Raw genomic sequence first — 13,128 nt, forward strand, 5'->3', positions numbered from 1 at the left:
GGTACAATGCCCCATCTGGGGCGGGAAGCAACGGGGCATGAGGAAACGGCAACAAAGACATGACGTGATTCGCGACATTATTCGCGATCGTAATGTCAAGACGCAGCGTGATCTTGCAAATCAGCTGCAGTCTGCCGGTTACGAATGCACTCAAGCAACCATTTCCCGCGATATCATGGACATGGGTCTCGTAAAATCTCGCGAGGGTTACTATGTCCTCCCCGAGGAAATGCGTCTTCAGCGCATGGTTTCCGAATTAGTTGAAGAGGTGCACGTCGCTGGTAATCTGGTTGTCGTGAAGACGTTCTCCGGCGGTGCAGCCGGCGTCTCTGCAGCCCTTGACAAGGCCAGTCTTCGTGGAGCGCTCGGCACTGTTGCCGGCGATAACACCATTATGATCGCAGCAGAAAGCCCCGAGGCTGCGGTGGAGGTCGAGCGAGCCATCGACCGTCTGCGACGACGATAATCGTCTGATTTTCCGTTGCAAAGACGGTTATCTTTGCATATTCCACGCTGTATTTACAAGTTGTTACATCCTTGCCTTGCGCTCAAACGTCAGTGCAATGCAAACGTATAATTCCTAAGGGATTACTGTAGTTTCAAGAAATTTCACTAGGGAAACTATCATGTAACCAGGCAGTACGGGGCATACCTGTATCTTGTGGCACTCGTGGACCCAGCTCACCTTGTTGCAAAACAAATCGCAGACGAAAGGGCCGATTATCATGGCAGAACAGAAAGACAAAGTCGTACTCGCATATTCCGGTGGTCTTGATACATCTTGCTGCATAAAATGGTTGCAGGATGAAATGAATCTCGACGTTATCGCCGTAGTCGGTGATGTGGGTCAAGAGCACGATGGCCTTGAGAAGGTCAAGGAAAAGGCATTGCGCGTCGGTGCCCTTGAGTGCATCGTGGTGGATATGCGCCAGATGTTCGCGCAGGATTACCTCACAAAGGCGCTTGCGGCAAATGCCATGTACGAGAACAAGTATCCGCTGGTGTCGGCGCTTTCCCGCCCTCTGATCTCGAAGCACCTTGTGGATGCTGCGCATAAGTTCGGTGCGAAGTATATTGCCCACGGATGCACGGGCAAAGGCAATGATCAGGTGCGCTTCGAGTCTAGCATCACCATGCTCGATCCGTCGCTGAAGATATTGGCCCCGGTTCGCGAGTGGAATCTGCTTACCCGTCCCGATGAGATCGAATGGGCTCAGGCTCACGGCGTAGAGGTCGGGGCTACGAAGGATTCCCCGTACTCCATCGATGACAACCTGTGGGGTCGCGCAATCGAGTGCGGCGTTCTGGAAGATCCCTGGATCGAACCGCCTGCGGACATCTACACCATGACCGTCGACCCCATGCAGGCGCCTGATCAGCCCGAATATGTTGAGCTCACCTTCGCTCGCGGAGTGCCATATGCAATCAACGGCAATCAGAAGAGCTATCTGGGAATCATTTACGAGCTCAACGAAATCGCAGGCAAGCATGGTTACGGTCGTATCGATATGATCGAGAACCGCTTGGTGGGAGTTAAAAGCCGTGAGTGCTATGAAGCGCCTGCGGGAATGGCGTTGATCGAAGCGCATAAGGCGCTTGAGGACCTGGTGCTGGAGCGTGAGGTGCTGCATCACAAGCTTGCGCTTGAGCAGACCTGGGCTAATTGCGTCTACAACGGCCAATGGTTCTCTCCGCTTAAAGAGGCCATCGATGCGTTCATGGCTTCTACGCAGCGCTGCCTGTACGGCACCATCCGCTTGAAATTCTTCAAGGGCTCGTGCACGGTCGTCGGCCGCAAGTCCGCATACTCGCTCTACGATCAGGGCCTGGCAACGTATGACAAGGGAGACACCTTCAATCGAGACGCGGCGAAGGGCTTCATCGAGATTCAGACGTTGTCCACGAAAACCTGGGCGGTTAATCGTCGCCAGGAAGGGGCTCCGGCCGAGCTGTTCGATGCCCAAAATGAAAAGGGCCCGCTCAAGCTCGGGCGTTATGAGGCGGTCACGCCGTTGACCCGTCAAGAACCCGCTGCTGAAACGCACAAGGAAACGGAGTAACCTATGGCTCTCTGGTCGGGCAGGTTCACGGAAAACGTTAGCGAGTTCACGCAACGCTTCGGCGCTTCGCTGCCTGTAGATAAGGCCCTGTATGCGCAGGATATCGCAGGGTCGAAGGCTCATGCGAATATGCTGGCGAAGGTCGGCGTGATCTCCGAAGAGGATGCTCAGCAGATCGTAGCAGGGCTTGATCGCGTAAAAGCCGATATCGAGTCGGGTGATTTCTCCTTCGACATCAACGACGAGGACATCCATATGTCGGTGGAAAAGGCGCTAACCGCCGACATCGGCGATGCGGGAGCGCGCTTGCATACGGGTCGTAGCCGCAACGATCAGGTTGCGACGGATACGCGCCTGTACGCCAAGCAGCGTGCAACTGATTTAATGCGCGCCAACGTTGCGTTGCGGTATGCGCTCATAGGTCAGGCCGAGGCGAACTTCGATGTCATTCTGCCTGGTTATACCCACATGCAGCATGCGCAACCGGTTCTGTTCTCGCATCATATGTTGGCATATGTATGGATGCTTGCGCGCGATTATCGGCGGCTGCAGGCTGCACGAGATGCAGCGGATGCCTGTCCGCTGGGTGCAGCTGCGTTGGCTGGAACAACGTATCCGCTTGATCGGCAGATGACGGCAAGGGAATTGGGGTTCGCTTCGGTTATCCCGAATTCGCTTGATGCCGTGTCGGATCGCGATTTCCTTCTTGACTTGGATTACGCTTGCGCCGTCTCCTGTATGCACTTGTCGCGCTTGTGTGAGGAGCTGGTGCTGTGGTCTTCGTCGGAATTCGGCTTTGTCGAATTGTCCGATTCGTTTTCCACGGGTTCATCCATCATGCCTCAAAAGAAAAACCCCGATTTCGCCGAGCTGATCCGCGGCAAAACCGGTCGAGTGATCGGCAATCTGGTTTCCCTGCTGGTAACCATGAAGGCGCTGCCCCTTGCTTACAACAAGGACCTTCAGGAAGATAAATATGGGGCAATCGATTCGGCGAAAACGCTGGAAGATTGCCTGCAATGCGCCGCTGGCATGATAGAAACCATGCGCATAAAGCCGGAGAACATGCTCAAGCAGGCGAAACTCGGTCATTTGGCGGCAACGGATGTGGCCGACTATCTGGCGAAGAAGGGGCTTCCGTTCCGTCGCGCGCACGAGGTGGTAGGTCATTTGGTGCTGCTGTGCGAGCAGCGCGGTTGCAATCTCGATGACCTGTCGTTCGATGATTTCAAGGCGGCAAGCCCGCTGTTTGAAGAGGATATCGTCAAGGCGCTCGATCTCTCCAGTATTGTGGCGGCCAGAACCACGGAGGGGGGAACGGGCCAGGCGGTCGTTGCGCAGCAGATGGAGAAGGCTAAAGCGGCACTTACCGCGGATGAATCTTCGCTATAGGCGTTGCGTTTCAAAAAGTAAAAAGGGCGGTCAGGGGATGGGCGGTCGATTCCCTGACCGCCCTTGACTTTTTTGCTACGAACTTGTGTGCTTTGGAAACCCCATTTCCGCCGATGGTACAATTACCGAAGTTTCTTGGAGGTGGTTCGTGGCTTCTCGATCGATAAAAAACAGGCCCAGCATTAAGAAAAAGCATCCCTTTGTCGGCCTGCTAGCATTTCTCAGCATTATTGCGGCAATTTGCGTGGCCGGTTGCATAGGAATCGTCGTTTTGGGTAATTCCTGGATCGGCGACCTGAAAACCTATGATGTCTCGGAGGTATCCGAGCTGAATTCGTCTGCGCCGACTACGGTGCTCGCATCCGACGAAACAACGCAGCTTGCGCGCTTCCAGGTTGAGAACCGCGAGCCGGTAGAGCTAAGCGGCATCAGCAAGTATGTGATGCAGGGCACGGTGGCAACGGAGGATGAGCGATTCTACGATCATGGCGGCTTCGACCTGGTCGGCATTGCCCGAGCTGCATTGGTCACGCTTACCGGATCGGGCCGCGAGGGCGCCTCGACCATTACTCAGCAGTTCGTACGCAATACGGTGCTTGCTGACGAGATGAACGACATTTCGCTCAAGCGCAAGGTCCGCGAGATGTACCTGTCCGTCAAAATCGAGGAGATGTACTCGAAAAACGATATCCTGCTCATGTACCTGAACACCGTCAATTACGGTTCTGGCGCATACGGGATCCAGGCGGCATCGCAGCGATATTTCTCCAAAGACGCAGCTGATTTGACGCTGGTGGAAGCGGCAACGCTCGTCGGCATCCCTCAATCGCCTACGTATAACAACCCTATCGATTATCCGGATAATTGCTATGCGCGTCGAAATCTGGTTCTCGATCGCATGCTGACGAACGGCTACATCACCCAGGAAGAGCATGATTCCGCAAAAGCCCAGGAGCTTGTGCTCAATCCTTCCGTTCCTTCTATGGATGGCATCGAGAAGTACCCTTACTTCACGAGCTACGTCAAAAACGTGCTGTCTGACGAGTATTCCCAGCTCGATGTGTTCAAGGGCGGATTGACCGTCGTCACCACGCTTGACGTCGATACCCAAGAGGCTGCAGAAGAAGCCATCCGCGCGAAGGAAGAGGGCCTGAGCGATGCGATCAGCGGTTCGCTTGTGGCAATCGATCCTTCCACGGGTTTCATCCGCGCATTGGTCGGCGGTAAGGATTGGGATACGCAAAAGACCAACTTGGCAACCGGCGAAGGAACCAACGGCGGTCGTCCTTGCGGTTCGTCCTTCAAGACGTTCACGTTGATCGCGGCGTTGGAAGAGGGCATCGATCCGCAAACCATGGTGGATTGTTCGTCGCCGTCGGTGATTCCTGACACCGGATACGATAGCTCCAATCCGTTGCAGAACATCAATAACATCAACTATGGAACCCGCAGCATCGCGCGTGCCTTCGCCGTGTCGTCCAACACCGGTTTTGTGCGTCTGCAAATGGCTTTGGGAACCCAAAAGGTCATTGATGCGGCGAAAAAGATGGGGATCACCTCCACGCTCAACGCGAACCCGTCGCTGACGCTCGGCCAGTCCAACGTCACCATGCTCGACATGGCGGATGCGTATGCCTGCATCGCCAATGGCGGCACGAAATATGATGCGCAGCCCATCCTCAAGATTTACGACAAGAACAACAACCTTATCGTGGACAACAGCCATCCTTCGGGAACGCAGGTCATTTCCGCAGAAGTCGCCCATGCGGCAACCGAGGTTATGAAGGGCGTCGTGAACACCTCCGAAGGTACCGGTACGCTGGCTAAGCTCGATAACGGCCAAGAGGTGGCGGCGAAGACGGGCACCTCCAGCGAGTATCATGACATCACATTCTGCGGAATCACGCCGCAGCTGTCCGTCGCCATCTGGTTCGGCGACCCGTCGAATCAGGAAACCATACCCACCGACGTCAGCGCGGCAGACGTGTTCAAGAAGTTCATGACGGCGGTGCTGTACGGGAAATCAACGGAAACGTTCCCTCAGGCGGCGAACCCCACGTACAAGGCGTTTTCGAATGCCACATACCATGTTGGGACAACGTCCTCCAGCTCGTCTTCGAACAGCACGAATTCCTCTGGAAGCTCGACGAGCAACCAGAACGGCAGCTCCACTGGCTCGAGCAATAGCCAGTACGGCACCGTGAACAGCAACGGCAACTCCTATGGTGCCGGCACTGGCAACACAGGTGGAAACGCTTCAAGCGGTGCGGAGTCAAGTGGCGGCGCCGGAACCGGCGGCGACACGACGACTGGCGGTGGCACCGGATCGGCAACTGGTGGTGCTACCGGTGGTGGCTCCGCGAGCGGAGGGGGCGCGGTTTCCGGAGGATCGGCTGCCGGTGGTGGCGCGACAACCCAGTAATATATGGTTTAGCAACAGGTAGAACAGGACCGAAAATGGCTCATACGATGGTAAAACTGACGGCAACGGTTTGCGCAGCGGCGTTGAGCGTTGCCGTGTTGGGGGGCTGCACCTCTCAGCAGCAAACCTCGACGGCTTCGCAGGCGCAGTCGGATAACCGCGCCTATATGACGCAAGTCAATCAAACCATGGAAACGCTGCATACCCGTTTGGATGGTTTTTCGGATGCCGTATCTCGCGGCGATGTGGTCACGATGCGCACGCAGGCGGATAATGCCTTCAAAGCCCTTGATGAATTCGAGGGTCAGGAAGCGCCCGATGCCCTCAAAGATGTGAAGCAGTGCTACGTCGATGGCAGCCAGCAGTTGGAAAACGCCTTGAACGACTACATCCAGCTGTATACGGAAATCGACAGCGCGACGGATGCTCAGCCCTTCGATTGGTCTACATACGACCAGCGTCTTGCCGATATCCAGTCCGCTTACAACAGCGGCATCGAGAAGCTGCAAGAGGGCGATAAGATCGCTGCCGATTTGCCGCAGTAAGGTCTTCTCAGGGAAAGAGCCTTTGCCCGGTCGCAAAGGCGTGTGGCGAATTACGTGAAAACCAAAACCAGCCCCGCGAGATGGTATCGCGGGGCTGGTTTTGGTTTGGCGGTTGTGGCATCGGCAGTCCGCTCCGAACCTTGCGCCAAGAACATCGAATCGACTTGCTAGTTGGTTTTCGGCCCGGTAGACAGCACGACCACCACCATGCCATCGCTGGCAATGTATTGTCTGATCACGCTGTCTTTCGGTATGGTGCTCGAGTATTCCGTCACCGAGCCGGCCTTCCAGTCTTTCAGCAGCTCTTTTGCCTCTGCAAGCGTTTTGCCCGTAGCATCTGGCGGCGTTTTCGCGCTTGCGGTGCCGCCAGCTTGTGATGTGGTTGCGGTTTGCGAGCCTGAGGTTATCGCCGTAGGCGTTTGCTTGTCGGTTGATTTCTCTTCTTCGGCGCCAAGAGCCGCCTTCTGCTTTTCGTTGAAGGCATTGTTGTAGCTAGGGGCTTTGGTTTCGGGGAATTGCTCGACTGCCTTGCCTGCGCACGCGCGATCCATGAAGTCCTTCCACAAGGCGTTGCAGTTCAGCTGCGTGTCGGTAGCTATGCTACCGGCGGGATTGCCGATCCAGGTGGCCACGGAAAGCGACGGAGTGTATCCAACCAGCCAATGATCGGCGAAATCGGTCGAAGTTCCCGTTTTACCTGCGACAGGCTGGCCATTGTCAAGTTTCGCGTTTTGCGCCGTGCCGTCAGATGCTTCGAAGACCTGTCGAAGCACGTTGGTGGTTGCTCCGGCAACTTCTTCGCTTATCACGCGTTTCGAGGTGTCGGCGGCCTCGTAGATGATGTTGCCGTCTTTGTCCTCGATCTCAGTGATCACAACCGGGTTGCGCTTGGTCCCGCCGCTTGCAAGCGTTGCGTAGGCGCTGGCCATATCGAGCGGCGTGACGCTGGCAACGCCTAGCGTCGTGGTGTACACCGTGCTCATCGGCGATTCGACGCCCAGACGTTCGGCCATCTCCGTTGTCGCCGCTTGCCCGATTTCCTCGGATAGGCGCAGGTATCCCGTATTCGCCGAAACAGCGGTGGCGCTTTGGATGGTGCGCACCCTGTAATCGATGTTGTCGAAATTCTCGAACGTCTGCTCCCTGCCGTCGATCTCCTTGGTCATAGGGGAGGAGCAGTCGATGCGCGTTTGAGGCGAGATTCCCTTCTCTATAGCTGCGGCAAGCGTGAACGCCTTGAACGTCGACCCCGCTTGACGGCCTCCGCCGCCCGTTCCCGTGGCGATGTTCACCTGGCTGACGTCATAGTCGCCGCCCCCGACCATGGCTTCGACATAGCCCGTTGCGGGGTCGATGGCAACAAGAGATGCGTCAAGGTCTCCGCTCATGCGGGCTCGCTGCGCGGCACATGCCGCCTCCGCGTTGTCTTGCAAGGAGGGGTTTAAGGTGGTTCGGATGGTCAGCCCGCCTTCGAACAGGCTGGCATACGAGCATCCGAAGGGGTTGTTCTCTTCCATAAGAAGGTTGCGCACGTAGCTGGTGAAATACGGGTATGCGTAAATGCCGTCCTCTGGAACCTCCGGAGCGGGGTCAAGGTTCAACGGCTCAGCTTGCGCGGCCTCGCACTGCTCCTGGGTTATGTCGCCGGCGGACAGCATTCGCTCGAGAACAAGGTTGCGGCGCTCCAGGGCTGCGTCGGGATACATTTTCGGGTTCAGGAACGTCGGCGACTGCGGAATGCCGGCCAAGGTGGCCGCTTGCGTGAGGCTCAAATCGGCAGCATCGGTTTGGAAATAGTTTTGCGCAGCCGCCTGTATGCCGTAGCAGCCATCGCCGTAGTTCACGGTATTCAGGTACATCATAAGCAGCTCGTCTTTGCTGTACTGCTTCTCAAGATCCATGGCCAGCTGCGCTTCGCGCACCTTGCGTTCGATCGATATTTCGTTTGCCTCTTGGGTGAGCACCGTATTGCGCACAAGCTGCTGCGTGATGGTGGATGCGCCTTCCAGGCTGCCTCCGGCAAGGTTGTTGACGAATGCGCGCGCAATGCCCGGGAGGTCAACTCCTCCATGTTGGTAGAAACGCACGTCCTCGGTGTCCACTGTGGCTTGTTTCACTAGGTTGCTGACCTGGTCTGATTCAACAGGATCGCGCTTTTCCAGCTGGAATTCCGCCAGCACCGTGGAGCCGTCGGCGGCATACATCACCGATTCCCGTGCGTGGTTGGTGAAGTCGGTGTCCTCGATGGGCGGAAGGTCGTCGCACCAACCGTCCATTACCCGCAAGGCGCCCTTGACGCCCCAGTAGCCCGTGAAGCACAGGCATACAACGATAACCAGCAAAAGCCAGGCGGCGGCATGGGTGCGCATTTCGCGCTGTTTTCGTCTGAGTTTCATTGTTCGATTATACTACCGTGGCTTTTTTCTTATGCTGTTGCAACTGGAATTAACAAGGCGGCTTTTGCCGCGTGGAACTTGCAGCTGTCTTCTCTACTCAATGGGGGTTGGATATATGGATCAAGAAGTGGAGCTTTTGGCGCCGGCTGGCGGCATCGCTGCCTTCCATGCCGCTGTGCGTGGTGGCGCCGACGCGGTTTACCTGGGCCTTCAATCGTTCAACGCGCGACGTGGCGCCGACAATTTCACCATCGACACGTTCGCCGATGCTTGCGCTTTCGCGCATCTGCGCGGCGTGAACGTCTACGTTACGCTCAACACGGCCATTCTGCCCGGCGAGGTCGACAGCGCCATGGAAACGGCGCGCCAGGCATATCGCGCCGGCGCCGATGCGTTCATCGTGCAAGATATCGGCATCGCCTCCGAGCTTTCGCGAACGTTGCCGCAGGCGCGCTTGCATATCTCCACGCAAATGAACACGCACAACGAGGCGGGTATGCAAGCCGCTGTCCAGCTCGGGGCAGCGCGCGTGACGCTCGCGCGCGAGCTGTCGCTGCCCGAGATCGAGCATTTGGCGAAGGTCGGCGATGAGCTGGGCCTGGAAATCGAGACGTTCGCCCACGGTGCGTTGTGTGTGTGCTATTCGGGCCAGTGCTTCATATCCTCGCTCATCGGCGGGCGCTCGGCCAATCGCGGCTTGTGCGCGCAAGCGTGCCGCCTGCCGTACGCATTGCATAACGTGGCGAAGAGCAAGCCGCTCCCGGCACCGGGCGACCACCTGCTGTCTCCGCAGGATCTGTGCAGCATCGACCTGCTTCCTGATTTGGTACGCGCCGGTGTGGCGTCCCTGAAAATCGAAGGCCGCATGAAGTCGCCCGAATATGTCTATGCTGTAACCAGCGCTTATCGCGCCGCGCTCGACCGCGTTCTCGTGGCGCGCGACGCCGCGCGCGAAAGCGGTGCGCAGGATTGGGCCGCTCCGGGAGGAACGGAGCAGGAGCACGCCCAGCTTGCCGAGGCGTTCTCCCGTGGCTTCACTACCGCATACCTGGAGGGCAAACGCGGAAACGAGATCATGAGCTACGGCCGTCCGAACAACCGCGGCGTGTTCGTCGGACGTGTGGCGTCTGTCAAGAACGGAAAGGCCGCCGTGGCATGCGAGCGCCCCATCGTTGCGGGCGACGTGCTCGAGTTTTGGACGAACAAAGGCCATTTCGCCTACACCGTTTCCCAGGTGGATACCGATCGCAACGGCAATCTGCTGCTTGCGCCGGAGCGTGCGGTGGGGAAGGGCGATCGCGTGTTCCGTGTGCGCAGTGCCGAGGCGGCGTTCGTCGATGACGACCGCCTGCCGCGCATCCAGGTGCAGGGTCGCGCGCGTCTGCGCATCGGGCAGCCGCTTCGCATCGAGTTTTGCCTGGCTGACAACCCCGCCGACCCGCGCGCTCTGCGCGCCGCCCGCAAGCGCTTTGCCGAGGACGCGCTGCCCGTTGGGGCTGCCGAGGGCCAGCAGATCGGGCTCGCACGCACCAAGGCGGTTAGCGAAGATGACGTCCGTGCTCATATCGACAGGTTGGGGCAGACTCCATTTTCCCTGGTGAACCTCAATATCGACATGGACGAGGGCGTGGGAATCGGCTTCTCGCAGCTGCATCATGTGCGCGCAGAGGCGCTCGACTCCCTTGAGCAAGCTTTGCTTGAGGGCGCTTCCCAGCGCCCGCTGCCGCGCGTGGAGGCGGGGGACCGTATGCTTCCGGCACACGCCGGCGGCGTCCATATCGCGGTGTTGGCCACCAATCCGGCCTGCGCTCGTGCGGCAAAGCGCGCCGGCGCCGATGAGGTGTACGTTCCGGCGGTCAACCTGGCGCATGGCCAGGCCACCATCGCCGGCCAGCTCTCGGAAACCGCCGAGCAGGCAAGCTATCCGAAGGCATGCACCGTCGTGCTGCCTGTCGCCGACCATGATGATTGCGAGCTCACGCGCGAGCATGCATGCGGCTTCGACGCCTGGCGCAGCGTTCACGCTGATCAGCCGGTCATGGCCGAAAGCCTTGGGCAGCTCGTCCGTGCTCACGATATGGGCGCCTGCGTAGAGGTGGGTCCGCACCTGCCCATCACCAATGCGCTCGCCCTGCAAACCGCGGCGCGTCTTGGCGCGAAGCGAGTCTGGCTCTCTCCCGAGCTCAACCTGGCCCAAATCTCCGATTTGGCGAAGGAAAGCCCCGTCGAGCTCGGCCTTACCGTCATCGGACGTCAGGAGCTCATGACCACGGAGCATTGCATGCTCATGAGCCAGGGCCCCTGCGCTCAGGAGTGCGCAACGTGTGTGCGCCGCAAAAGCCCGCATTTCCTGAAGGATCGCAAGGGTTACGACTTCCCGGTGGTATCTGATCAGCTCGGTCGCAGCCATCTTTACAACAGCGTGCAGCTTGATGTCGCGCATGCCGTCCCCGATATCGTTCAGGCTGGCATCACCTGGCTTCTGGTGGACAGCACGCTCATGAACGTGCAAGAAACCACGCAAGCGGTTCAGCGCGTCGTGCGCGCCCGCAACGTGGCGCACGCGCAGGGCGCGGCGCTGCCGAAAGAACCCGGCTGCACCAGCGGACACCTGTTCCGCGGCGTGCAATAAGCCGCATGTGCTAGAATCCCGAAGATACGCGTTTAGAAAGAGGAGATCATGCTGTCCGCAGAAGAACAACTGCATATCATCGCATCGGGCGCTGCGCAAATCGTGCCCGAAAGCGGCCTGCTCGAGAAGCTCAAGCGCGGTAAGCCGCTCAACATCAAGCTCGGCGTCGACCCCACCAGTCCCGATCTGCATCTGGGCCATGCGGTTCCGCTACGCAAGATGCGTCAGTTCCAGGACCTGGGCCACAACGTCACGCTCATCATCGGCAATGGCACGGCGCTCATCGGCGACCCTTCGGGCAAGAACACCACCCGCCCGCAGCTCTCCCAGGAGCAGGTGCAGGCCAACGCCGAAACCTACGTCGCCCAGGCTATGAAGATCCTGGACCCCGAGAGAACGAAGATCGTCTACAACGCCGATTGGATTCTGTCGCTGAATCTCAAGGACCTCCTCGGTCTTATGAGCAAGTTCACCGTCGCCCGCATCCTCGAGCGCGATGACTTCACGAAGCGCTACCAGTCCCAAACGCCCATCGCCATGCATGAGTTCCTGTATCCCATCATGCAGGCATATGACTCGGTCATGGTGAAGGCGGACGTCGAAATGGGCGGCACCGACCAGCTGTTCAACCTTCTGGCCGGCCGCGACCTCATGGAGAAGATGGACATGGAGCCGCAGATCGCGCTTACCATGCCGCTGCTCGAGGGCACCGACGGCGTGCGCAAGATGTCGAAAAGCTACGGCAACTACGTGGGCCTCACCGATGACGCTAACGATATGTTCGGCAAGGTCATGTCCATCCCCGATGAGCTCATGATCAAGTACTATCGCCTGGCATCCACGCTGCCCGTCGCCGAAATCGATCAGCTCGAGGCCGACCTGAAGGCAGACAAGCTGCATCCCAACAAGGTTAAGCGTGCGCTGGCCCGCAACATCGTCGCCGCCTATCACGATGAGGCTGCGGCCGAGCAGGCGGAAGCCGACTTCGACCTGAAGTTCAAGGACCACGGTTTCCCGGAGGATGCACCCACCTTCCAGGCGGATCTCACCCCGGGCGAGGATGGCACCGTGTACTTTGCCAAGCTGCTGGTGAACGCCGGTGCGGCGCAAAGCGTATCCGACGCACGACGCCTCATCGACGGCGGCGGCGTCAAGGTTAACGGCGAGGCGCTCGAGCCCAAGTCTTATAACCTGGAGCCCGCTCGCCTCGAAGGCGCGCAGATCCAGGTCGGCAAGAAGAAGTTCCTGCGCCTGGTCTAGCTGCAACGCTAGAAGTTGTAAGTATATATAGCGAATCGAACGGAGGGGGTCGAAGATCGGCCCTCTCCGTTTGCGTATAGGGATGAGACGCCCACGATGTGTTGGCCTCATTATTCTGGCGAATATAAACGGCACCCGCCTGGATTCGCCCCGCGTCGCCCAGCGCTCTGCCCTCGGTAGTTGAGATTGCCGCTATGCCGAGCGGCGCACCCCGCCTCGGGGCGCTCCCCGTCAATATGCAGGGAAGGGCGCAAAGCGCCCGAATCCCCTTATAGCCCCAAGGGGCCGCAACGCGCCCCCAAGCCCCTTCCCAAACCCCATATGTGTTCAGAATGTGAAGATAACGCCCGATGCGAAATAGTTCTGGACACGGCCCGGGGAGGAGCGTATTATTCAATCTTGCGCCAAGCACGAAAGCGCT

At 58.4% G+C, this 13,128-nt stretch carries 8 protein-coding genes; 7 read left to right on the top strand and 1 reads right to left on the bottom strand.

Going from position 1 to position 13,128, the window contains the following annotated elements:
- Positions 1 to 37: 37 nt before the first annotated feature.
- The 5 genes from Q0D52_RS05450 to Q0D52_RS05470 all read left to right on the top strand — a co-directional run bounded on the left by Q0D52_RS05450 (position 38) and on the right by Q0D52_RS05470 (position 6,419).
- Positions 38 to 466, top strand: coding sequence for an arginine repressor (locus Q0D52_RS05450; RefSeq protein WP_042436819.1), 429 nt, complete (start codon positions 38 to 40; stop codon positions 464 to 466).
- Between the two features lie 259 nt (positions 467 to 725).
- Positions 726 to 2,060, top strand: coding sequence for an argininosuccinate synthase (locus Q0D52_RS05455; protein ID WP_294380718.1), 1,335 nt, complete (start codon positions 726 to 728; stop codon positions 2,058 to 2,060).
- Positions 2,061 to 2,063: 3 nt separating this feature from the next.
- Positions 2,064 to 3,452 (top strand): argininosuccinate lyase, encoded by a 1,389-nt coding sequence (gene argH / locus Q0D52_RS05460; RefSeq protein ID WP_294361504.1) that lies wholly within the window; start codon positions 2,064 to 2,066, stop codon positions 3,450 to 3,452.
- A 271-nt stretch (positions 3,453 to 3,723) separates the two neighbouring features.
- Entirely contained in the window at positions 3,724 to 5,874 is a 2,151-nt protein-coding gene (locus Q0D52_RS05465) for a transglycosylase domain-containing protein (RefSeq protein WP_294380720.1), read from the top strand.
- A gap of 35 nt (positions 5,875 to 5,909) precedes the next feature.
- On the top strand, positions 5,910 to 6,419 hold the full coding sequence (locus Q0D52_RS05470) for a hypothetical protein (protein ID WP_294380722.1): 510 nt from the start codon (positions 5,910 to 5,912) through the stop codon (positions 6,417 to 6,419).
- A gap of 167 nt (positions 6,420 to 6,586) precedes the next feature.
- Here the strand turns inward: Q0D52_RS05470 and Q0D52_RS05475 are convergent, their stop codons facing one another.
- The gene (locus tag Q0D52_RS05475) at positions 6,587 to 8,788 is read right to left on the bottom strand and encodes a penicillin-binding protein (protein WP_294380724.1); all 2,202 of its coding nucleotides are present in this window, start codon (positions 8,786 to 8,788) and stop codon (positions 6,587 to 6,589) included.
- A 142-nt stretch (positions 8,789 to 8,930) separates the two neighbouring features.
- On the opposite strand from Q0D52_RS05475, the gene Q0D52_RS05480 reads away from it, so the two are divergent.
- Complete coding sequence (locus tag Q0D52_RS05480; RefSeq protein ID WP_294380726.1) at positions 8,931 to 11,447, top strand: U32 family peptidase; 2,517 nt, start codon at positions 8,931 to 8,933, stop codon at positions 11,445 to 11,447.
- Positions 11,448 to 11,495: 48 nt separating this feature from the next.
- Complete coding sequence (tyrS, locus tag Q0D52_RS05485; protein ID WP_294380727.1) at positions 11,496 to 12,707, top strand: tyrosine--tRNA ligase; 1,212 nt, start codon at positions 11,496 to 11,498, stop codon at positions 12,705 to 12,707.
- Positions 12,708 to 13,128: the final 421 nt, after the last annotated feature.

It is taken from the genome of uncultured Senegalimassilia sp., from assembly GCF_934630535.1.
Taxonomy (GTDB): domain Bacteria; phylum Actinomycetota; class Coriobacteriia; order Coriobacteriales; family Eggerthellaceae; genus Senegalimassilia.